Source organism: Streptomyces sp. NPDC036822 (assembly GCF_055609145.1).
This window is the reverse complement of the sequence record NZ_JBVJPY010000003.1, coordinates 280,649-301,209: the sequence shown is the minus strand read 5'-3', so window position 1 is coordinate 301,209 and position 20,561 is coordinate 280,649. Positions and strand designations below refer to the sequence as shown.

The 20,561-nt window shown below is 72.1% G+C and carries 20 protein-coding genes and 1 tRNA gene; 9 read left to right on the top strand and 12 right to left on the bottom strand.

What is annotated here, in order from left to right; translation table 11 throughout:
- Window positions 1–152 precede the first annotated feature (152 nt).
- On the top strand, window positions 153–650 hold the full coding sequence (locus ACZ68P_RS08910) for an Lrp/AsnC family transcriptional regulator (protein WP_365713184.1): 498 nt from the start codon (window positions 153–155) through the stop codon (window positions 648–650).
- 137 nt (window positions 651–787) lie between these two features.
- Here the strand turns inward: ACZ68P_RS08910 and ACZ68P_RS08905 are convergent, their stop codons facing one another.
- Together ACZ68P_RS08905 and ACZ68P_RS08900 are read right to left on the bottom strand one after the other, a co-directional pair.
- Entirely contained in the window at window positions 788–1,381 is a 594-nt protein-coding gene (locus ACZ68P_RS08905; protein ID WP_365713186.1) for a TetR/AcrR family transcriptional regulator, read from the bottom strand.
- On the bottom strand, window positions 1,378–2,982 hold the full coding sequence (locus ACZ68P_RS08900) for a 3-hydroxyacyl-CoA dehydrogenase (protein WP_471004324.1): 1,605 nt from the start codon (window positions 2,980–2,982) through the stop codon (window positions 1,378–1,380). Before ACZ68P_RS08900 ends, ACZ68P_RS08905 begins: the two co-directional genes overlap by 4 nt.
- A gap of 121 nt (window positions 2,983–3,103) precedes the next feature.
- Between ACZ68P_RS08900 and paaN the strand changes: the two genes are divergently transcribed.
- Window positions 3,104–4,798 (top strand): phenylacetic acid degradation protein PaaN, encoded by a 1,695-nt coding sequence (gene paaN, locus ACZ68P_RS08895; RefSeq protein WP_471004322.1) that lies wholly within the window; start codon window positions 3,104–3,106, stop codon window positions 4,796–4,798.
- A 20-nt stretch (window positions 4,799–4,818) separates the two neighbouring features.
- On the opposite strand, the gene ACZ68P_RS08890 is transcribed toward paaN, so the two are convergent.
- From ACZ68P_RS08890 to ACZ68P_RS08880, 3 genes are read right to left on the bottom strand one after another with little or no spacing between them, the layout of a single operon-like run.
- A complete protein-coding gene (locus tag ACZ68P_RS08890; RefSeq protein ID WP_471004320.1) occupies window positions 4,819–5,535 on the bottom strand; it encodes a TrmH family RNA methyltransferase in 717 nt (238 codons plus the stop codon).
- Window positions 5,532–6,782: an HTTM domain-containing protein gene (locus ACZ68P_RS08885; protein WP_471004318.1), complete on the bottom strand. Its 1,251-nt coding sequence runs from the start codon at window positions 6,780–6,782 to the stop codon at window positions 5,532–5,534. Before ACZ68P_RS08885 ends, ACZ68P_RS08890 begins: the two co-directional genes overlap by 4 nt.
- Entirely contained in the window at window positions 6,779–7,510 is a 732-nt protein-coding gene (locus tag ACZ68P_RS08880) for a DUF5819 family protein (protein ID WP_365713196.1), read from the bottom strand. The genes ACZ68P_RS08885 and ACZ68P_RS08880 overlap by 4 nt, the downstream gene beginning before the upstream one ends.
- A 112-nt stretch (window positions 7,511–7,622) precedes the next feature.
- On the opposite strand from ACZ68P_RS08880, the gene paaA reads away from it, so the two are divergent.
- From paaA to ACZ68P_RS08850, 6 genes are all read left to right on the top strand, one after another.
- Window positions 7,623–8,714, top strand: a complete 1,092-nt coding sequence (paaA, locus tag ACZ68P_RS08875) for a 1,2-phenylacetyl-CoA epoxidase subunit PaaA (RefSeq protein ID WP_471004316.1) — start codon at window positions 7,623–7,625, stop codon at window positions 8,712–8,714.
- Window positions 8,711–8,998: a 1,2-phenylacetyl-CoA epoxidase subunit PaaB gene (gene paaB, locus ACZ68P_RS08870; protein WP_356887161.1), complete on the top strand. Its 288-nt coding sequence runs from the start codon at window positions 8,711–8,713 to the stop codon at window positions 8,996–8,998. The genes paaA and paaB overlap by 4 nt, the downstream gene beginning before the upstream one ends.
- Window positions 8,995–9,717, top strand: a complete 723-nt coding sequence (gene paaC / locus ACZ68P_RS08865; RefSeq protein WP_471004314.1) for a 1,2-phenylacetyl-CoA epoxidase subunit PaaC — start codon at window positions 8,995–8,997, stop codon at window positions 9,715–9,717. Before paaB ends, paaC begins: the two co-directional genes overlap by 4 nt.
- Window positions 9,711–10,208, top strand: coding sequence for a 1,2-phenylacetyl-CoA epoxidase subunit PaaD (paaD, locus tag ACZ68P_RS08860; RefSeq protein ID WP_471004312.1), 498 nt, complete (start codon window positions 9,711–9,713; stop codon window positions 10,206–10,208). Before paaC ends, paaD begins: the two co-directional genes overlap by 7 nt.
- Entirely contained in the window at window positions 10,209–11,297 is a 1,089-nt protein-coding gene (locus tag ACZ68P_RS08855; protein WP_471004310.1) for a 2Fe-2S iron-sulfur cluster-binding protein, read from the top strand.
- Window positions 11,298–11,422: 125 nt separating this feature from the next.
- On the top strand, window positions 11,423–12,556 hold the full coding sequence (locus ACZ68P_RS08850; RefSeq protein WP_471004308.1) for an acyl-CoA dehydrogenase family protein: 1,134 nt from the start codon (window positions 11,423–11,425) through the stop codon (window positions 12,554–12,556).
- A 69-nt stretch (window positions 12,557–12,625) separates the two neighbouring features.
- Here ACZ68P_RS08850 and ACZ68P_RS08845 read toward each other — a convergent pair whose 3' ends face one another.
- The 4 genes from ACZ68P_RS08845 to ACZ68P_RS08830 all read right to left on the bottom strand — a co-directional run bounded on the left by ACZ68P_RS08845 (window position 12,626) and on the right by ACZ68P_RS08830 (window position 16,751).
- On the bottom strand, window positions 12,626–12,970 hold the full coding sequence (locus ACZ68P_RS08845) for a rhodanese-like domain-containing protein (RefSeq protein ID WP_471004306.1): 345 nt from the start codon (window positions 12,968–12,970) through the stop codon (window positions 12,626–12,628).
- Window positions 12,971–13,032: 62 nt separating this feature from the next.
- Complete coding sequence (locus tag ACZ68P_RS08840; protein WP_471004304.1) at window positions 13,033–14,037, bottom strand: J domain-containing protein; 1,005 nt, start codon at window positions 14,035–14,037, stop codon at window positions 13,033–13,035.
- Window positions 14,038–14,144: 107 nt separating this feature from the next.
- Window positions 14,145–15,593, bottom strand: a complete 1,449-nt coding sequence (locus ACZ68P_RS08835; RefSeq protein WP_471004302.1) for a DUF2252 domain-containing protein — start codon at window positions 15,591–15,593, stop codon at window positions 14,145–14,147.
- Between the two features lie 147 nt (window positions 15,594–15,740).
- On the bottom strand, window positions 15,741–16,751 hold the full coding sequence (locus tag ACZ68P_RS08830) for an ABC-2 transporter permease (protein ID WP_471004903.1): 1,011 nt from the start codon (window positions 16,749–16,751) through the stop codon (window positions 15,741–15,743).
- Window positions 16,752–16,926: 175 nt separating this feature from the next.
- Here ACZ68P_RS08830 and ACZ68P_RS08825 point away from each other — a divergent pair, with 175 nt between their 5' ends.
- Complete coding sequence (locus ACZ68P_RS08825; protein ID WP_365713217.1) at window positions 16,927–17,382, top strand: MarR family winged helix-turn-helix transcriptional regulator; 456 nt, start codon at window positions 16,927–16,929, stop codon at window positions 17,380–17,382.
- 99 nt (window positions 17,383–17,481) lie between these two features.
- On the opposite strand, the gene ACZ68P_RS08820 is transcribed toward ACZ68P_RS08825, so the two are convergent.
- From ACZ68P_RS08820 to ACZ68P_RS08810, 3 genes are all read right to left on the bottom strand, one after another.
- Window positions 17,482–18,138, bottom strand: coding sequence for a response regulator transcription factor (locus tag ACZ68P_RS08820; protein ID WP_471004300.1), 657 nt, complete (start codon window positions 18,136–18,138; stop codon window positions 17,482–17,484).
- A gap of 39 nt (window positions 18,139–18,177) precedes the next feature.
- Window positions 18,178–19,854 carry a sensor histidine kinase gene (locus ACZ68P_RS08815; RefSeq protein WP_471004901.1) on the bottom strand — a complete coding sequence of 559 codons (1,677 nt, stop codon included), beginning with the start codon at window positions 19,852–19,854 and terminating at the stop codon, window positions 18,178–18,180.
- Window positions 19,855–20,176: 322 nt separating this feature from the next.
- A tRNA-Leu gene (locus tag ACZ68P_RS08810) sits at window positions 20,177–20,263 on the bottom strand.
- Window positions 20,264–20,561 lie beyond the last annotated feature (298 nt).

Genomic DNA, 20,561 nt, shown 5'->3' with positions numbered 1-20,561 from the left:
CCGAAGACGGGTGGCGCGAATGTGGCGCGCCTCACCTACCGATTGTTCGGTCGTGGAGGCATTTTGGCTACAGGCGCCCTCAGCCTGTGGACAATCGGTTCTCCACAGCCTGGGATAGAGGCAGGTCGTCCATGGGAGAGAGGCGGGGGGACATGGCGGATGAACAAATGGCCCACGAGGGGGAGAGGGGTTCCGCGGCGCGGCCGCTGGACGCCATCGACAGGTCCATCCTCCGCATCCTCCAGACGGACGGGCGCGCGTCGATCCGCGCCGTGGCCGAGCGGGTCCACGTCTCCCGCGCCAACGCCTACGCCCGCATCAACCGGCTGATCGACGACGGGGTGATCCGGGGGTTCAGCGCCCGGCTGAACCACGAGCGGGCGGGGCACGGGGCCTCCGCCTACATCACGCTCAAGATCGTCCAGAACTCGTGGCGCACGGTCCGCGAGCAGCTCCAGGCCCTGCCGGGAGCGGCGCACATCGCACTGGTCAGCGGCGACTTCGACGTCCTGCTGCTCGTGCACACCCCGGACAACCGGACCTTGCGGGAGCTGGTCCTCACCCGGATCCAGTCGATTCCCGAGGTCCTTTCGACCCGCACGCTGCTGGTCTTCGAGGAGACGGACCTGGACCCCGACCACGCGGGGTGACGGCGGACCGGGTGGGTTCCCCACCACGCCCCGGCCCACGGCACGGCCCTCGGGCCCTGCACGCGCACCACCGCCCCCCGCGCCCGGGGCGGGCCACACCGGGCGGCCCACCGCCCGGCGGGCCCCGCCCGGCTGTCTCAGCGGGCCGTCCGCAGCCCGTCGAAGGCGAGGTGGACGACGGTGTCCGTCAGCTGCTCCCGGTCCGCGTCCCCGCCCGGATGCGGCCGGTACCACTCCACCAGCGAGTTGATCATGCCGAAGAGCAGACGGGTGGCGAGCCGAATGTCCACATCGGCCCGCAGATCCCCGTCGGCCGCGGCCGCCTTCAGCAGATCGGCCACTCTCTGGTCGAACTCGCGCCGCCGTTCCAGTGCCCACCGCTCGGCCCTGGTGTTGCCCCGGACCCGCAGCAGCAGGGTGACGTACGGCAGCTCCGCCATCAGCACCTCGACGGTACGCCGGGTGACGTACTCGACCCGCTCGATGGCCCGCCCCTGGCTCGCCCCCGGTTCGTCGAGGATGGCGAAGAGCTCGTCGAGCGCCCGGCTGACCGCCCGCCGCAGCAGCTCCTCCTTGCCGGAGACGTGGTGGTAGATCGAGGACTTCGAGATGCCCGCGGCCTTGGACAGGTGCTCCATGGACGTGCCGTCGTAGCCCCGCTCGTTGAAGACCCGGACGGCGACGGAGAGCAGCGTCTCCGGGGTGTAGGTGTCCCGCTTCGCGGTCGTCACGACGCGCCCTCCCCGCCCGTCGCGTCCGCGTCCCGCTCCGACGCGGCCGCGGCCGCGTCGGCGGCCACCCGGCGGCGCAGCGCCTGGGAGGGGGCGTAGCGGCCCGTCGGGTACTCCTCGTGGAGATTCGACAGCGTCTCCAGGACCCAGTCCGCGCCCAGCTCCTCGGCCCAGGCGAGCGGGCCGCGCGGGTAGTTCACGCCGAGCCGCATCGCGGTGTCGATGTCGTCGGCGTCCGCCACCGCACGCGTGGCGGCGTCCAGGGCGAAGTCGGCGAGCATGGCGACGGTACGGGCGACGATCATGCCCGGGACGTCCTTGATGACGCTGACCTTCTTGCCGAGGGCCTGGAAGAGCCCGATCGCCTCCCGCAGCGACCGCTCGTCCACGGTCACGGCGGGCGCGAGGACGATCCGCTCGCAGGTGGCGAAGTCGAGCGCGAGGTCGAAGTGGATGACGGGCATCGCCGCGTCGTCGGCGGCCGTCCCGTCGGTGAGGAAGAGCCGGGCCCCGCTCGGCAGCTCGATCCAGCCCGGGTAGCCGGCGACCGCGTCCTCGCGGAGGTCGACGGTGACGGACGCCGTCTCCTGCAGCAGCCGGACCAGCGGTTCCGCCTGGTACAGATCGCCCTGCACGACCACCGCGGAGGGCGGTTCCGCGGGCGGCGCGGTGTGCGGCTCGGGGGCCGTCGCGCCCTCCCCGTACGGGAACCACCCCTGCCCCGACTTGCGGCCGAGCCGCGCCGACTCGACCAGCCGGCGCTGGGCGAGGGAGGGGGTGAACTTGGGATCCTGGGAGAAGGACTCCCACACGGAGCGGGTCACGGCCTCGTTGACGTCCTGGCCGATGAGGTCGGTCAGCTCGAAGGGCCCCATCCGGAACCCGCCGCATTCCCGCAGGGCGGCGTCGATGGTGGCCGGGTCGGCCGCGCCCTCCTCGTACACCCGCAGCGCCTCCGCGTAGAAGGGCCTGGCTATGCGGTTGACGATGAAGCCGGGGGTGTCGGCGCAGCGCACCGGCGTCTTGCCCCAGCTCCGCGCCGTCTCGTACGCGCGCGTGGCGGCGGCCGGGTCGGTGGCGAAGCCGCTGACGACCTCGACGAGCGGCAGCAGCGGGGCCGGGTTGAAGAAGTGCAGGCCGACGAACCGGCCGGGCAGGCGCAGCCCGCCCGCGATGGCGGTGACGGAGAGGGAGGAGGTGTTGGTGGCGAGCAGGGTGTCGTCGCCGACGATCTTCTCGAGCTCGGCGAAGAGCTGCTGCTTGACCGGGAGCAGTTCGACGATCGCCTCGACGACGAGCGCCGCGTCGGCCAGCTCGGTCAGGTCGGCGGCGGCGTGCAGCCGGGCCACCGCGCCGTCGCGCTCCGCCCGGTCCATCCTGCCCTTCTCGACCAGCCGGTCCAGCCGGGCCGCGAGGGCGGCCACCGCCGCCTCGGCCCGGCCGGGGGCACTGTCGTAGAGCCGTACGGGATGGCCGGCGACCAGGGCCACCTGGGCGATTCCCTGGCCCATGGTGCCCGTGCCGACGACAGCGACGCCGCGGCTCCGGTCGATGGCTTCGGTACCGGCGTCCGGCACCGCGTCGCTCACATTGGCGGTCATACGACTGATCCTCCCCGATGGGGTGTCCACAGCTTCGACAGACCCCCTTGTCCCGACCGATCGTTCGGTTACTCTAACTCTGTCCGCCTGACCCTGCCCAGCTCGACGAGGAGTTGCGCCCATGGCCGCCGCTCAGCTGACCATCGACCACCTGGCCGCGACGCACCGGTCCACACTCGACCAGGCGCTCGACACCATCCGCACCCGTGCCTATTGGTCACCCCACCCCGAGCACCCCAAGGCGTACGGCGAGAACGGCTCCCTGGACGCCGCCGCCGGACTCGAGGCGCACAAGGCCGCGCTCGGCACGCGCTTCGAGCTGGACCAGCCCGGCACGGACGGCTGGACCGGCGGCGAGGTCTCGCCGTACGGCCCGGCACTCGGCATCGAGTACCCGCACGCCGACATCGACGTCCTGCTGCCGGCCATGCGCGCCGGCATGGCCGCCTGGCGCGACGCCGGGGCCGAAGCCCGGGCCCTGGTCTGCGTGGAGATCCTCGCCCGGATCTCCGCCCGCACCCACGAATTCGCCCACGCCGTGATGCACACCAGCGGCCAGGCCTTCATGATGGCGTTCCAGGCCGGCGGCCCCCACGCCCAGGACCGCGGCCTGGAGGCCGTGGCGTACGCGTACGCCGAGCAGACCCGCACCCCCGGCAGCGCCGACTGGTCCAAGCCGCAGGGCAAGCGGGACCCGCTGGAGCTGTCCAAGCAGTTCACGCCGGTCGCCCGCGGCATCGCGCTCATGATCGGCTGCAACACCTTCCCGACCTGGAACGGCTATCCCGGCCTGTTCGCCTCCCTCGCCACCGGCAATCCGGTCCTGGTCAAGCCGCACCCCCGCGCCGTGCTGCCCCTGGCGCTCACGGTCCGCGTCGCCCGCGAGGTCCTCTCCGAGGCCGGTTTCGACCCGAACCTGGTCGCGCTGGCCGTCGAGCGGCCCGGTGAGGGCATCGCCAAGACCCTGGCCGTCCGCCCCGAGATCCGGATCATCGACTACACCGGATCCACCGCCTTCGGCGACTGGCTGGAGGCCAACGCCCGCCAGGCGCAGGTCTACACCGAGAAGGCCGGCGTCAACACGGTCGTCGTCGACTCCACCGACGACTACAAGGGCATGCTGTCCAATCTGGCGTTCTCCCTCTCGCTCTACAGCGGCCAGATGTGCACCACCCCGCAGAACCTGCTGATCCCCCGCGACGGCATCACGACCGACGCCGGCCCCAAGTCGTTCGACGAGGTCGTCGCCGACCTGTCGGGGGCGGTCGGCGGGCTCCTCGGCGACGACGCCCGGGCGAACGCCCTGCTCGGCGCTCTGGTCAACCCCGACGTGAAGGCGCGTCTGGAGGCCGCCGCCGACCTCGGCGAGGTGGCGCTCACCTCCCGCGAGGTGGCCAACCCGGACTTCCCGGACGCCGTGGTGCGCACGCCCGTCATCGTGAAGCTGGACGGCTCCAAGCCGGACGCCGAGGCCGCGTACCTCTCCGAGTGCTTCGGCCCCGTCTCGTTCGCCGTCTCGGTCGACTCGACCGACGACGCCCTCGAGCTGCTGCGGCGCACGGTCCGCGAGAAGGGCGCGATGACGGTCGGCGCGTACACCACCGACGCGTCGGTCGAGCGCGCGGTCGAGGAGGTCTGTCTGGAGGAGTCGGCCCAGCTCTCGCTGAACCTGACGGGCGGGGTGTACGTCAACCAGACGGCCGCGTTCTCCGACTTCCACGGCTCCGGCGGCAACCCGGCCGCGAACGCCGCCCTGTGCGACGGGGCGTTCGTCTCCAACCGCTTCCGGGTGGTGGAGGTCCGCCGCCAGGCCTGACCCCACCGGCGCGGAGGCCCTTACGGCGCCTCCGCGCCTTCCGGGAGGGCGGCGAGCTGCGCGCTCGCGTCGATCTCGGCGTACCGCTGCACCCACGCGTGCATGGCGATGGCGGCCGCCGCCCCCGCGTTGATCGACCGGGTGGAGCCGAACTGGGCGATCGAGCACACCATCATCGCGTGCTCGCGGGCCTCCTCGGTGAGCCCCGGCCCTTCCTGCCCGAAGAGCAGCACGCAGCGCCGCGGCAGCACGGTCCGCTCCAGCGGCACCGCGCCCGGCAGGTTGTCGATCCCGATGATCGGGAGGTCCTCGGCCGCGGCCCACGCGGTCAGCGACTCGGTGTCCGGGTGGTGGCGCACGTGCTGGTAGCGGTCGGTGACCATCGCGCCCCGCCGGTTCCAGCGCCGGCGGCCGACGATGTGGATCTCCTTGGCCAGGAAGGCGTTCGCGGTGCGCACCACGGAGCCGATGTTGAAGTCGTGGCCCCAGTTCTCCACCGCCACGTGAAAGTCGTGGCGCCGCGTGTCCAGGTCGGCGACGATCGCCTCCCGTGTCCAGTACCGGTAGCGGTCCACGACGTTGCGCCGGTCGCCTTCGGCCAGCAGCTCGCGGTCGTAGCGCTCGCCCTCCGGCCAGGGCAGCGGGTGCGGCCCGACGCCGACCTCGGGCGCGTGCCCCTCGTCGTACTGGACCGGCTCGGCCGACCCGCCGGCCTCGGGATTCTCGGTGGTGCTCACCCGACGAGGGTACGGGGGGCGACTTCCTCGCCCGTACGGCGCTGCTTCGGCACCGACCGGCCCGGCAGCCGCGACAGCAGCCGGTCCCGGCCGCGCCCCACCACCGCGCCGAGCCCCACCAGGAACGCCGTCGGCAGGAACACGGCGTCCGCGGAGATCATCGCCAGCGAGAAGACGGGAAGCCCGAGCAGGACGGCGATGCCCGCGTGCTCCAGCATCATCGCGACCAGCAGGACGTTCTTGACCCTGCGGTTGAACAGCGCGAAGGGGAAGGCGACCTGGACGAACACGGTGCCGTAGGTCAGCGCCATCACCATCACGGCGCTCGACCCCAGCACGTCGGAGAGGGCCGGCCAGGGCGCGAAGTAGTCCAGCTTGAGCGGGTAGTAGAGGGCGGTGCCGTCCTGCCAGCGCGAACCCTGGATCTTGTACCAGCCCGCCGTGGCGTAGATCAGACACACCTCCGCCATGATCACGACGAGGGTGGCGTTGTGAGCGAGGTTGGCCAGCACGTCGAGCAGGACGCGTGGCTCGCCGGGGGCGAAGCGGCACACCAGCCACCACAGCGCCTGCGCCAGCCACAGCACCCACATCAGCACCAGCAGCCACCATTCGCCGGTCACACCGGAGAAGGCGGTGGCGGCGAGCAGGAACCCGCCGAGCACGGTCCACAGCAGCGGCCCGACGACGTCCCGCCGCGGCGGCGGCTCGTCCCCGGCCTCGTACGCCTCCCGCGCCGCCCGGCGCGCGTCCAGGGACCAGACCTGGGAGCAGCGGGTCAGGACGAGGTAGACGGCGGCGAGGTGGACGACGTTGTCGCCGCCGTCGCCGACGAAGATGGAGCGATTCTGCAGCGACAGCACCCCGGCCATGAAGACCACCGACACGGCGCGGGTGCGCCAGCCGAGCAGCATCAGGAGGGCGGAGAGCACGGCGAGCCCGTAGACGACCTCGAACCACAGCCGGCCGTCGGACCACATCAGCGCCGTGAAGGCGCCGTTGTCCGTGATCAGCTGCCGGCCCATCTCCCACGACCAGGGGCCGTCCGGTCCGTACAGCTCGTGGCGGTGGGGCAGCTCGCGCAGCAGGAAGAGCAGCCAGGTGAGGGAGAAGCCGATGCGAACGATGGCGCTCTGGTAGGGGCCGAGGGCCGACGCGGTGACGCGCTGGACGGCCCGGGCGAGCCGCCGGTCGATCGGCTCACGGGCGTCGCGGCCGTGGGCTGCGTGGGGTGTGGACGGGTTCACCGGTCCCCCTCCTCGCGGTCGTCCCGCGTCCGCTCGGGCAGGTCGGCGGAGCGCACCTTCCACCACGGCACCTCCCGGTGGACCGGGTCGGTGTTCGTCTTCTCGTCGCTCCAGACGGGAGCGGGGACGGCGCGGGTCGAGGAGCGGAGCTGTATGGCCTCCACGGTGCCGCCGAGGTCCTCCTCGGCGAGCCGGAGCATCACGATCCTGCGCATGTAGCTCTCGGAGAGCCGGCCGCGCAGCCCGTTGGGCCGGTGGTCGGCGCTGTGGGAGTTGAGGTAGAAGTCCCAGGCCCGCCGGAGTTCGTTCTGGTCGGTGTGACTGGGCAACAGGCTGCCGCGGATCCGCTCCGCGTCCTGCGCGGTGAGGTCGATCCAGTCGGTGGTACGCCGGGGGCCGTCGTCGGCCGCGACCTCGGCCCGCACCTGGACGGCGATGTTCTGCTGGAGCGGGTTGGGGGCGAAGAGCTTCCAGTTCTGCTCGAACTCGGGATACACCCAGCCGTCGACCGCCGCCCCGTGCTGCTTGGTCAGCGTGTTCGACGGCGCGACGTGCAGGAACACCATGCCGACGTGGACACAGGCGAAGACCCCGACGACGGCCAGTGCGACGGCGGCGACGACCTGGTACGGCATCGACAGGGACGCTATCCCGGCGCCGGGCCGGAGGGCCTCGTACGGGGGCGCCGGAACCCCCTCACGCACATCCTCGCCGTCGTACGCGTCCATCCCCGCCCCGATCCCGATCGGCCCACCACGTTATCCACAGGGTTGACACCATACGGGCCGCCGACCCACCATTGAAGTCATTCAACCGAACGATCGGTCGGTAGGGGATCTGATGACCGCAGGGACGGCAGCGACAGCAGTGACCCCGGACGCGCAGCACGCGCGGCCCGGGCAGGACACGGCCCAGGAAGCGACCCAGGCCGCCTATGAGGCGGTGTTCGACGCCGCCGTCGCCGCCGACGAGCGCATCGAGCCACGCGACTGGATGCCCGACGCCTACCGGGCCTCCCTCGTCCGCCAGATCGCGCAGCACGCCCACTCCGAGATCATCGGCATGCAGCCCGAGGCCAACTGGATCACCCGCGCGCCCTCGCTGCGGCGCAAGGCCATCCTCATGGCCAAGGTGCAGGACGAGGCCGGCCACGGCCTCTACCTCTACAGCGCCGCCGAAACCCTCGGCACCGGACGCGACGAACTGCTCGACAAGCTCCACTCCGGCCGCCAGAAGTACTCCTCGATCTTCAACTACCCCACGCTGACCTGGGCCGACGTCGGCGCCATCGGCTGGCTGGTCGACGGCGCCGCCATCACCAACCAGGTCCCCCTCTGCCGCTGCTCCTACGGCCCGTACGCCCGCGCGATGGTCCGGATCTGCAAGGAGGAGTCCTTCCACCAGCGCCAGGGGTACGAAGCGCTGCTCGCCCTCTCCCAGGGCACCGAGGCCCAGCACGCCATGGCCCAGGACGCCGTGAACCGCTGGTGGTGGCCCTCGCTCATGATGTTCGGCCCGCCGGACGACGAGTCGGCCCACTCCGCCCAGTCCATGGCCTGGAAGATCAAGCGGCACTCCAACGACGACCTGCGCCAGCGGTTCGTCGACATCGCCGTCCCCCAGGCCGAGGCGCTCGGACTCACCCTCCCCGACCCCGACCTCCGGTGGAACGAGGAGCGCGGCCACTACGACTTCGGCCCCATCGACTGGGACGAGTTCCGGGAAGTCCTCAAGGGCAACGGCCCCTGCAACGACCAGCGCCTCAGCAAGCGCCGCCAGGCCCACGAAGACGGCGCCTGGGTCCGGCAGGCCGCCGCGGCCTACGCCGAGAAGCACGACCCGCGCGCCACACACCACGCAAACGACCAGCACACCGAACACGACGAGCGCGGCACCCGCGCGGACCGGCAGGACGGGGAGGCACGGGCATGACCACCGACGGATGGCCCCTCTGGGAGGTGTTCGTGCGCTCGCGCCGCGGACTGTCCCACACCCACGCGGGCAGCCTGCACGCGCCCGACGCCGAAATGGCCCTGCGCAACGCCCGCGACCTCTACACCCGCCGCAACGAAGGCGTGTCGATCTGGGTGGTCCCCTCCACCGCGATCACCGCCTCCTCCCCCGACGAGAAGGACCCCTTCTTCGAGCCGTCGGCCGACAAGCCCTACCGCCACCCGACGTTCTACGACATCCCGGAGGGGGTGAAGCACCTGTGAGCGACACCGCACTCACCCCCGCGGCCGCCCTCGCCCTCGGCGACGACGCCCTCGTGCTCGCCCAGCGCCTCGGCGAATGGGCGGGCAACGCCCCCGTCCTCGAAGAGGACGTAGCCCTCGCCAACATCGCGCTCGACCTCCTCGGCCAGGCCCGCGTCCTGCTCTCCCTCGTCGGAGACGAGGACACGCTCGCCTACCTCCGCGAGGAGCGGGACTTCCGCAACGTCCAGCTCGTCGAACAGCCCAACGGCGACTTCGCCCACACCATCGCCCGCCAGATCTACTTCTCCACCTACCAGCGACTCCTCTACGGACAGCTGGCCACCGGCGACAGCCCCCTGGCCGGCCTCGCCGCCAAGGCCGTCAAGGAAGTCGCCTACCACCAGGACCACGCCGAACACTGGACCCTCCGCCTCGGCGACGGCACCCCCGAGAGCCACGACCGCATGCAGCGCGCCTGCGACGCCCTGTGGCGCTACACCGGCGAACTGTTCCAGCCCGTCGACGGCCTCGACGTCGACCACAAGGCCATGGAAGCCGCCTGGCTCGACTCCCTCACCGCCGTCCTCACCCGGGCCACCCTCACCCTCCCGGACGGCCCCCGCACCGGCGCCTGGGCCGCCGGCGCCGGACGGCAGGGACTGCACACCGAATCCTTCGGCCGGATGCTCGCCGAGATGCAGCACCTGCACCGCAGCCACCCGGGGGCGACATGGTGACCATGACCGCCCTGGAAGAGGAACTGAGCCGCATCGCCGGCGCCGTCCCCGACCCGGAGCTGCCCGTCCTCACCCTCGAGGAACTCGGTGTCCTGCGCGGCGTCCGGATGCTCGGCCCCGACCGCGTCGAGGTCGAACTCACCCCGACCTACACCGGCTGCCCCGCCATCGAGACCATGTCCCACGACATCGAGCACGCGCTCCACGAGCACGGCATCCCCGACGTCTCCGTCGTCACCGTCCTCGCACCCGCCTGGTCGACCGACGACATCAGCGACGAAGGCCGCCGCAAACTGGCCGAGTTCGGCATCGCACCACCCCGCCCCCAGGGCCCGGCCGGAGGACCGGTCGCGGTCACCCTCGCGATCCGCTGCCCCCACTGCGGCTCCACCGACACCGAGCTACTGAGCCGCTTCTCCTCCACCGCGTGCAAGGCCCTGCGCCGCTGCACCGCCTGCCGCGAACCGTTCGACCACTTCAAGGAGCTGTAGATGGTGTCCTCAGGCGCCGGACGGGCCGAGTTCCATCCGCTCCGGGTGAGCGACGTCGAGCAGCTCACGGACGACTCGGTGGCCGTCACCTTCACGGTCCCGCCCGAACTGCGCGAGGCCTACCGCCACACGCCCGGCCAGCACCTCGCCCTGCGCCGCACCGCGCGCGACGGCGAGGAGATCCGCCGCACCTACTCCATCTGCGCCCCCGCCGCCCCGCCCGGACAGGACCCCGCACTGCGCGTCGGCATCCGCCTGGTCGACGGCGGCGAGTTCTCCACGTACGCGCTCAAGCAACTGGCCGTCGGCGACACCGTCGAGGTCATGCGGCCCATGGGCCGCTTCGTCCTCACCCCGCGCCCGGGCCACTTCGCCGCCGTGGTCGGCGGCAGCGGCATCACGCCCGTCCTCTCCATGGCGGCGACCCTCCTCACCCAGGAGCCCGACGCCCGGTTCTGCCTCATCCGCAGCGACCGCACCGCCTCCTCCACGATGTTCCTCGACGACGTCGCCGACCTGAAGGACCGCTTCCCCGACCGGTTCCAGCTCGTCACCGTCCTCTCCCGCGAAGAACAGCAGTCAGGCCTGCCCTCCGGGCGACTCGACCAGGAACGGCTCACCAGCCTGCTCCCCGCCCTGCTGCCCGTCGACGAGATCGACGGCTGGTTCCTCTGCGGCCCCTTCGGACTCGTCCAGAGCGCCGAACGGACCCTGCACGGCCTCGGAGTGGCACGCGGCCGGATCCACCAGGAGATCTTCCACGTCGACGACGGCTCCACCGACGCCCCCGCTCCCGCCACCGGCACACCGGTCCACGCCACGCTGACGGCCACCCTCCACGGCCGCTCCGGGAACTGGCCCGTGGAAGAGGGCGAGACCCTCCTCGACACCGTGCTCAAGGCCCGCGCCGACGCCCCGTACGCCTGCAAGGGCGGCGTATGCGGCACCTGCCGCGCCTTCCTCGTCGGCGGAGAGGTGCGCATGGACCGCAACTTCGCCCTGGAGCCGGAGGAGACCGAAGCCGGATACGTCCTGGCCTGCCAGTCCCACCCCGCCACCCCCGAAGTGGAGCTCGACTTCGACCGCTGACCGCCCACGCGCCGCCCGAGCGACCCTTCCCATCGCCTAGAACCTGTTCTATCTTGACGGCCCGTCAGGACCCGCCAGACGGGTCGTCACGACAGACGCCAGGCAGGCAACGGAAGGGAAAGCCCGTGGACTTCACCTTCACCGAGGAACAGCAGGCCGCCGCCGAGGCGGCCCGGGCGGCCTTCGCGGACATCGCACCCGACACCGTACCCAGCCCCGCCCTCACCCCCGGCGCCGTTGCCGACGACCTCGACCGGCCCCTCTGGGCCCGCCTCGCCGCCGCCGACCTCCTCAGCCTCGTCCTGACCCCCGCACACGGCGGCGCCGGCCTCGACACCATCGCCCTCTGCCTCGTCCTGCGCGAATCCGCCCGCGTCCTCGCCCGCGTACCCCTGCTCGAAACCAGCGCCGTCGCCATGACCATCGAGCGCTACGCCGACGCCCACCTCGCCGCCGGCCTCCTGCCCCGCGTCGGCCGCGGCGAACTCGTCCTCACCGCCGCCCCCAACGGCCTCAGCGGCCACGACCCCGCCGAACAGGCCGTCACCGCCCACCGCGACGACAGCCACTGGACCCTCGACGGCCTCCAGAGCGCCGTCCCCTGGGCCCACGGCGCCGACCGCATCGCCGTCCCCGCCCACACCCCCGAAGGACGCACCGTCCTCGCCCTGGTCCCCCGCACCCAGCCGGGCGTCACCCTCGCCGACCAGTACTCCACCAGCGGCGAACTCCTCGCCCGACTCCACCTCAACGCCGTCCGCCTCGACCCCACCGACGTCATCGAGACCGACGGCGCCTGGGAATCACTCCGCGCCGTCCTCACCACCGGCACCTGCGCCCTCGCCCTGGGCCTCGGTGAAGCCGTCCTCACCATGACGAGCCGGTACACCGGAAAACGCGAACAGTTCGGCCACCCCGTGGCCACCTTCCAAGCCGTCGCCGTCCAGGCCGCCGACCGCTACATCGACCTACGCGCCATGGAAGTCACCCTCTGGCAGGCCGCCTGGCGCACCAGCACCTCGGCCGGCGGCCCGCTCCCCGCGGAAGCCGACATCGCCGTCGCCAAGATCTGGGCCTCCGAAGGCATCCGCCGCGTGGTGCAGACCGCCCAGCACCTCCACGGCGGCTTCGGCGCCGACACCGACTACCCCCTGCACCGCTACCACGCCTGGGCCAAACAGCTGGAACTGTCCCTCGGCCCCGCCGCGGCCCACGAGGAGACCCTGGGCGACCTCCTGGCCGCCCATCCCCTCGCCTGAAACGTGCCCCCGCCTCAGGCCACCGAGCGCTCAGAGGCGGCGGAAGCACCGCAGGGCAGGGGACAGCGCTCAGAGAACGAAGGCCGGGCTGCCGTGATCCGTCACCATCGGACGCCCGGCACCATCCCAGGCGAGCATGCCGCCGTCGACGTTCACCGCGTCGATCCCCTGCTGCACCAGATACTGCGTGACCTGCGCCGACCGGCCACCCACCCGGCACATCACATACGCGCGACGCCCCTCGGCCACCGCCTCCGTCACCTCACCGAAGCGCGCCACGAAGTCGCTCATCGGCACGTGCAGGGCGTTCTCGACGTGCCCGGCCGCCCACTCGTCGTCCTCCCGGACGTCCAACACCAGGGCATCGGCCGGCACAGAGGCCGCGTCCACCGAGGGCAGCGGGGCGAAATTCATGGGACGTGCCTTCTCTCGTACGCGTACGGATCGCTCGAACCAAACCGAGCCTCCCGGGAAAACTACTGCACCAGCCCGGCCAGCTCCGCCTCACGCTCGGAAACCTGCGCGAGCAGCTGCTCGGCGATCTCCTCCAGGAGATGGTCCGGATCGTCGGACGCCATCCGCAGCATCGCGCCGATCGCGCTCTCCTCCAGCTCCCGCGCGACCAGGCTCAGCAGCTCCTTGCGCTGCGACAGCCACTCGAGGCGGGCGTACAGCTCCTCGCTCTCGCTCAGCCGCTCCTCGGCCGGCGTCGGACCGGCCGCCCACTCCGCGGACAGCTCGCGCAGCATGGTCTCGTCACCACGGGCGTAGGCCGCGTTCACCCGGGTGATGAACTCCTCGCGCCGCTTGCGCTCGCCATCCTCCCGAGCCAGATCCGGATGCGCCTTCCGCGCCAGCTCGCGGTACAGCTTGCGGGCCTCCTCACTGGGCCTGACCCGCTTCGGCGGCCGCACCGGCTGATCGGTCAGCATGGCGGCGGCCTCGGGGGACAGACCGTCGGAGTCGAGCCAGTCATGGAAGAGCTCGTCGACGCCCGGCATCGGCATGACGGCCGCCCGCGCCTCGCGCGCCCGCCGCAGATCCTCGGCGTCGCCCGTCCTGGCCGCCCGCGCCTCCGCGATCTGCGCGTCCAGCTCGTCGAGCCGCGCGTACATGGGACCGAGCTTCTGGTGGTGCAGCCGGGAAAAGTTCTCCACCTCGACCCGGAACGTCTCGACCGCGATCTCGAACTCGATCAACGCCTGCTCGGCCACCCTGACGGCCTTCTCCAGCCGCGCCTCGGGCCGCTCCCCGGCACCCTGCACCCCGGCCGGACCGGCCTCATGACCCTGCCCCGAACCCTGATCGTCGCTCCCGGAGGGGCCCTGGGCGGCGCTCTGAGAGGGGCCCTGCGCGGCGTCCTGGTGAGCACTCCGGGCGGAGCCCTGATCCCAACCCTGGGACGGGCCCTGGTCCTGTCCCTGGTCCACGCCTGCGTCCGCGTCTCGGTCCACGTCCATGTCCTCGCTCCGGCTCGTCACCTCACCAGCCTACGGTCCCTCGGGGGCCCCTCCCCCCTCCCTCCCCCACCCCTCCCCACCCCCTGCCCCCGTGTGCCGTGCCCGCCGCCGGGCGGCGGGCACCGCCGTCAGACGCCCAGCTCGGCCGGAATCCGGCCGTCGCGTACCGCCGTCACCAGGTCGGCGTGGTCCGCCGTGGTGCGGTCGGCGTAGGCCACGGCGAAGGCGGCTATCGCCTCGTCCAGTTCCTCGTTCTTTCCGCAGTAGCCGGCTATCAGGCGCGGGTCGGCGCTGTGCGCGTGGGCGCGGGCCAGCAGGGCGCCGGTCATACGGCCGTAGTCGTCGACCTGGTCGGCGGTGAGGGCCGCCGGGTCGACGCTTCCCTTGCGGTTGCGGAACTGCCGCACCTGGAAGGGGCGCCCCTGCACCGTGGTCCAGCCGAGGAGGTTGTCGCTGACGACCTGCATGCGCTTTTGTCCGAGGACCACGCGCCGTCCCTCGTGCCCGGGCTCCTGGACGGTGAAGCCGACATCGGGGAGGTGGGGGAGCAGGGCCGAGGGCCGTGCTTCCTTCACCTGGAGGACGAGCGGTTCGCCTCGGTGGTCGAGCAGCAGCACGACGTAGGAGCGGGTGCCGACGCTGCCGGTGCCGACGACGCGGAACGCGACGTCGTGGACGGCATGGCGGGAGAGGAGCGGCAGGCGGTCCTCCGAGACGGTGTGGAGGTACGGGCCGAGGGAGGCGGCGACGGCCGCCGCCGCCGCGTCCGGGACTCTGCGGAGTACGGGTGGCGCGTCGACGAAGCGTCGGCCGCCGCCTTCGGCGTCGGTGACGGTCTCGGTCGACTTGGCGGCGAAGCGTGCGCTGGTGTTGTTCCGGGCCTTCTCCGAGACCCGTTCGAGGGTGCCGACCAGGTCGCGGGCGTCGGTGTGGGAGACGAGTTCCTCGTCGGCGATCGCGTTCCAGGCGTCGAGGACGGGGAGCCGGGCCAGGAGCCGCATGGTTCGGCGGTAGGCGCCGACGGTGTCGAACGCGGCGGCCCGGCAGGTGTCCTCGTCGGCGCCCACCTCCCGTCCGGCGAGGACGAGTGAGGTGGCCAGCCGCTTGAGGTCCCATTCCCAGGGGCCGACGACAGTCTCGTCGAAGTCGTTGAGGTCGATGACGAGTCCGCCGCGGGCGTCGCCGTAGAGGCCGAAGTTGGCCGCGTGGGCGTCGCCGCATATCTGGGCGGCGATGCCGGTGACAGGGGAGCCGACGAGGTCGTGGGCCATGAGCCCGGCGGAGCCTCGGAGGAAGGCGAAGGGGCCGGCGGCCATTCTGCCGACGCGTATCGGTGCGAGTTCCGGGACCCGGTCGCGGCTCGACTCCTCCACGGCGCGGAGGGCGTCGGGGCGGCCTGCGGGGAGGGACAGTTCCTTGTGCGCGGAGCGTGGGATCCGTTCGCGCAGGTGCTTGCCCTGCTTCTTGGGGGAGTCCGTCGCTCCCGCGCTGGCGCGCGGAGCGAACCCGGGGACGTGCGGGATGCGTTCGTCTCCGGTGTCCCGTTGTCCCGGTACCGCTGTCCGAATCTCGCTCATGGAACGTCCTCCCCCGACCTCGCCACCGTGTGGTGCGATCTGTCCGACATCAACTGGGGACGACCGTACCGCCGGGTTCTTCGAGCCGTCTGCCCCTGTGGACAACCGGTGCTGTGTGGACGCCGGGGTGCCCCTCACGAGGGACGGCTACACGCCGACGGCTTCTTCCATCTCCGCCTCGGCGTCGGCCTGCGTTTCCCGCTTCGTCTGCGTCCGTGTCTGTGCCGGCGTGGATGCGGTGGTGGGGGCCGGGAGCTGACGGCGGCGGGTTTCGGTCAGTGCGGCGAGGGCGGTGAGGGCGAGGCCGGCGGCGAGCCACAGGGCAAGGACGAGGAGGTGGCCGCCGAGGGCGTTGCCGTCGAAGTAGACGTGGCTGCGGGCGCCTTCGACGAAGCCGGCGCCGTTCCAGAAGGAGTGCAGGGCGGCGAAGAAGCCGGGCTGGAGTTCGGGGCGGTAGATGCCGCCGGAGCTGGTGAAGTTGAGCATGACGAACAGCACCATCACGCCGAGGGTGGTCCAGCGGCGCAGGAAAGTGTGGAGTCCGACGCCGATGAGGAGGATGCCGGCCGAGTACAGCCAGGACATGGCCCAGAGGCCGCCGAGGCCGTGGTCGACGAGGTGGAACACGGGTCCGGCGAAGAGGGTGCCGACGAGGCTGACGGCGAGGGACATGCCGACGGCGAGGAGGGCCCGTATCCGCATGGCCAGGACGGCTCCGGCGCCGCCGATCACGGCGACGGACGCGTAGGAGCCGATGCTCAGGGCGACCAGGAGGAAGAAGACGCCCTGCCCGGTGGGGTCGCCTGCGGAGAGAGGGGCGACGTCGGTCACGGTGAGCGGCGCGCCCTGCTGGGCGGCGACCTTGGTGAATGCCTTCTCGACGGCCATGGCGCTGGTGTCGGAGGAGGCGGAGGCGACGAGGAGTTCGGGGTGTGGCCCGGGGATGTAGGCGCCGAAGCTGGTCTGCTCGCGGAGCGCGGAGACGGCGGCGTCCCGGTCGGCGAGGGTGCTGATGTCGAGGGCGCCGTCGCCCTTGTCGTGGAGGGTCTGGGCGAGGACCTGGGTGGTGGGCCCGGAGCCGACGATGTCGACGTGCAGGTCGTGGGGCTGGGGGGCGTGGAAGGCGCCGAGGTAGGCGAGGCCCATGCCGATGCACATGAGGAGGGGGGTGAGCAGGTGCCCGAGGGTGTGCCGCAGCGCACCCGGGGGGTTGGTTCCTGTGGGGGCGGGGCGGGCGGTCACGTACGCACCTCCATGGTTGGCTTTTACAACTAACAACCGTTGTACTATACAACCGACACGGGACAGTCCGCCAGCCACACCGAGGAGCGTCATGACCGACGGCGACCGCGAGAACTCCGTCGACACCATCCAGCGGGAACTCACGGCCTTCGCCCGCCGGGCGCGTGCCGCGGCGGCCCGGCTCCACCCCGAGCTGCCGCTCGTCTCCTACACGCTGCTCGCCCACATCGTCGACCAGCGGGGCTGCCGGGCCACGGACCTCGCCGCGCACTACATGCTGGACAAGTCGACGGTCAGCAGGCAGGTCGCCGGCCTGGAGAAGATGGGCCTGGTGGAGCGCCGCCCGGACCCGGACGACCACCGCGTGCAGGTCCTGCACCCGACGGAGGCGGGCACCGGTCTTCTCTCGTCCACGCAGGCGAACCGCCTCGCCGCCTACCAGGAACGCCTCAAGGACTGGTCCGCCGACGATCTCGCCCGGTTCGCCGCGTATCTCCTCCGCTACAACGCCGCGGGCACGGCCGGCTTCCCCGACCCCCTCCGCTGACCCCGCCCCCGCCGGCCCGGGCCGACGACCCCTCAGCCTCGCCCCCGGACCGCCCCGCGACGGCGGCCGGGAGCGCTTCCCTTCCCGCCGGACTCCCGGCTAGAGCCCCGCGTCCCTGGCCAGCAGCGCCGCCTGCACCCGGTTCTCGCAGCCGAGCTTGGCCAGGATCCGGCTCACGTAGGTCTTCACCGTGGCCTCGCTCATGTGCAGCCGCCTCCCCGCGTCGGCGTTGGACAGCCCTTCTCCGAGCAGCGCCAGCACGTCCCGCTCCCGCTCGCTCAGCGCCGCGACCCGGCCCCTGGCCTCCTCGGCACGGGCCGCCTCCCGCCCCGAGGCGAGCCGCTCGACCACGTGCCGGGTGGCGGCCGGCGAGAGGTAGGCGTCTCCCGCGGCGGCGGCCCGCACCGCCCGGATCAGCTCGGCGGGCGCGGTGTCCTTGAGGAGGAACCCGGCACCGCCGTGTTCCAGGGCCCGCAGCACGTTCTCCCGCTCGCCGAACGTGGTCAGCACGATCACCCGCGTCGAGGGAGCCGCCCGGCGCAGCTCGGGGAGGGCGGAGAGCCCGTCGAGCACCGGCATCTGGATGTCGAGGAGCACCACGTCGGCCGCGTGCGCCCGGGCCTCGTCGACCGCCGCCCTGCCGTCGGCGGCCTCCGCGACCACCTCGATCTCCGGGTCCGAGGTGAGGATCATCCGGATCCCCGCCCTGATCAGCGGTTCGTCATCGGCGATCACGACCCTGATGCGCTGCCCCACAGCTACTCCCCAACGGCTACCGACACGGCGCGGCCAGCGCTACCGCTTGACCTCGTAGGACTTCTTCTCGATCAGCTTGCCGTCCTTGAAGCAGAACCGGAAAACCGGCTCCGCCTCGAAGTCGTCCCCTATCTCCGAGGACATCAGCACCAGGCAGGTGGACCCCGCCGGCTCGGCGGGTCCTCTGCCGTGCAGCCCCGTGGTGGCGATGGTGTCGCCGGAGGGAAGCCGGTCGCGGACCTCCTGCTCGGCGGTGCCGACCTTCACCGCCTCGTACTCGCCGGGGTCGATCATTCCTTCCTTCATGGATCCCACCAGGAAGTAGATGCCGAAGCCGGCCGCCACCATCAGCAGCACCAGCGCCGCGAAGGCGATCCCGCATCCCAGCGCGAACCCGTTCGCCTTGCTCCTGCCCCCGCGCAACGCCATCGCCAGCTCCCGCTCCGTGAACGTCCAGTCGGCCGGTCCGACCGCGACCGGTCCACCGTCGTCGAACACGGGCGCCGTCGACTGCTGCCGGAAGTCGTCGGCGACATCGACCAAAGGCGTTGCTTCTCCCACCCCGTAGGGCAGGACTCCGGCGACCCGGAAGCCGCCGCCGTCCACCGGGCCGGCGTGGACCATGCCGCCGACGAGCCGGGCCCTCTCGTGCAGCCCGGTCAGGCCCTGGCCGCCGCTGACGACGTCGCGTGGAGGGGACGCGGCCGGCTCGTTGACGATCTCCACGACGAAGGAGTCAGGTTCGTAGCGCAGTTCGACGCCTATGAGGGCGCCGGGAGCGTGCTTGTAGGCGTTGGTCAGCGCCTCCTGGACGATCCGGTACGCGGCGTGGTCCGCAGCGGGCGGCAGCGCCTGGGGCCCGCCGGTCCGGCGTAGTTCCACCCGGTTCCCCGCGGCTCTGGCCGCCTCCACGAGCCCTTCGATACCGGCGGTCCCCCGCGCCGCCCGTCCCGACTCGTCTCCGGCCCGCACAGGCGCGGGCGGCCCCGCGTCCGGCGCCTCGATCCCGTCGCTCAGGATGCCGACGACCTCGCGCAGCTCGTGCATCGCGGTCACCGAGGCGTTGCGCAGGACGCCCACGGCCTGGCGCTGGCGGTCGGTCAGCTCCCTGTCGACCTCCAGGGCGCCGGTGTGCACGGAGATCAGCGCCAGCTGGTGACCGAGGCTGTCGTGCATGTCCTGGGCGATCCGCTGCCGCTCCCGCAGTCGGGCCTGACTGGCCACCATGACCCGCTCCCGCAGCAGCTGGGCGTTGCGTTCCTGCAGGGCGTGCAGCAGGGTCCGGCGCTGGGTCCAGTACCGGTTGGCGAGTCCGGGGGCCAGCGTCGTCGCCAGGTAGTACAGCGTGGAGAGGAACACCAGGCTCAGCACCCGGTGCTGGTCCCAGGACTCCACGAGCGTCGTCGCGACGTTCAGTACGTACGCGACGCTGTACGCCACCAGGGCCCGTCCGGCGCCGGCGATACGGCGGCCCGCCGACCAGCCGACCACGATCAGCAGGACCAGGAAGCCCGGCAGGAGCGGCGCGAGTGCCCCGGTGACGATCAGCACGCTGGCGGGCAGCCGGCGCCGGAGCAGCGACAGGACGGCGGCGGCCAGGGCGACGCCGGCGAGCTGCCATCCCTCGCCGCCGAGCAGTTCCTCGGTCCCGGCGGCCAGCAGTGCCAGCACCACCGCGAGCACCGCCTCGCCGGCGGTCCTGCGCCGCGACCACATGCCGGGCGCCGCGAACCACCGCCACCCGGCGGCGATCCCGGTTCTGATCTTCGAAGACGCTTCCACGCTCGCACCCTAGGCAGCGCCCCGGCCCGCCCGCGGCTCTCTTTCGTCTCGCCGTCGTGCGACGAACGTCGCACGCACCAGGCGGCCGGGTGACCCGCCCTGCGGCCGGCAGACCGCAGGCCCGGCGGGACGTGGGACGTGGGACCGGGGTCCCCGGCGCTCGCGATGCCGGGCCACGCCCGCCGTGTGACCGACGCGTCATGTGAGCTGTACAACGCGGAAGCCCCGTAGGTCGATGACCTACGGGGCTTCCGTCTGGTGCGCGAGGGGGGAGTTGAACCCCCACGCCCTTTCGGGCACTGGAACCTGAATCCAGCGCGTCTGCCTATTCCGCCACCCGCGCATTGGGTGTGTCTCCGGCCCTCACCTTTCGGTGCGAGCGCCTGGCGACATCTGAAGATTAGCACGTCGCAGACGGTGGATTCACATCCGTTGTTTCGGCCCCCCGTCCAGCGAACAGGGAGAGACGGGGAGGCCCGGGAAGAGCCCGACGAAGCCGGCGAAGACCGACGAAAGGCGGGGCGGGGCAAGGAAAGTCCGAGCAGAGCCGAGGAGGCGGGGCGGATTCGAGGGCACCACCGACCGGCAGTCGACACCGAGACGGACGCGCGACCGGACGCCCAAGCCGACACCGGGACCCA

Bases quoted from the DNA above. Each gene is read 5' to 3' on its own strand.
- ACZ68P_RS08815 (WP_471004901.1), bottom strand. From the start codon at position 19,854: ATGTGGTCGCGGCGCAGGACCGCCGGCGAGGCGGTGCTCGCGGTGGTG.
- ACZ68P_RS08825 (WP_365713217.1), top strand. From the start codon at position 16,927: ATGACCGACGGCGACCGCGAGAACTCCGTCGACACCATCCAGCGGGAA.
- ACZ68P_RS08880 (WP_365713196.1), bottom strand. From the start codon at position 7,510: ATGGACGCGTACGACGGCGAGGATGTGCGTGAGGGGGTTCCGGCGCCC.
- ACZ68P_RS08845 (WP_471004306.1), bottom strand. From the start codon at position 12,970: ATGAATTTCGCCCCGCTGCCCTCGGTGGACGCGGCCTCTGTGCCGGCC.
- ACZ68P_RS08830 (WP_471004903.1), bottom strand. From the start codon at position 16,751: ATGTGCATCGGCATGGGCCTCGCCTACCTCGGCGCCTTCCACGCCCCC.
- paaN (WP_471004322.1), top strand. From the start codon at position 3,104: ATGGCCGCCGCTCAGCTGACCATCGACCACCTGGCCGCGACGCACCGG.
- paaB (WP_356887161.1), top strand. From the start codon at position 8,711: ATGACCACCGACGGATGGCCCCTCTGGGAGGTGTTCGTGCGCTCGCGC.
- ACZ68P_RS08900 (WP_471004324.1), bottom strand. From the start codon at position 2,982: ATGACCGCCAATGTGAGCGACGCGGTGCCGGACGCCGGTACCGAAGCC.
- ACZ68P_RS08835 (WP_471004302.1), bottom strand. From the start codon at position 15,593: ATGAGCGAGATTCGGACAGCGGTACCGGGACAACGGGACACCGGAGAC.
- ACZ68P_RS08910 (WP_365713184.1), top strand. From the start codon at position 153: ATGGCGGATGAACAAATGGCCCACGAGGGGGAGAGGGGTTCCGCGGCG.
- paaD (WP_471004312.1), top strand. From the start codon at position 9,711: ATGGTGACCATGACCGCCCTGGAAGAGGAACTGAGCCGCATCGCCGGC.
- paaA (WP_471004316.1), top strand. From the start codon at position 7,623: ATGACCGCAGGGACGGCAGCGACAGCAGTGACCCCGGACGCGCAGCAC.
- ACZ68P_RS08855 (WP_471004310.1), top strand. From the start codon at position 10,209: ATGGTGTCCTCAGGCGCCGGACGGGCCGAGTTCCATCCGCTCCGGGTG.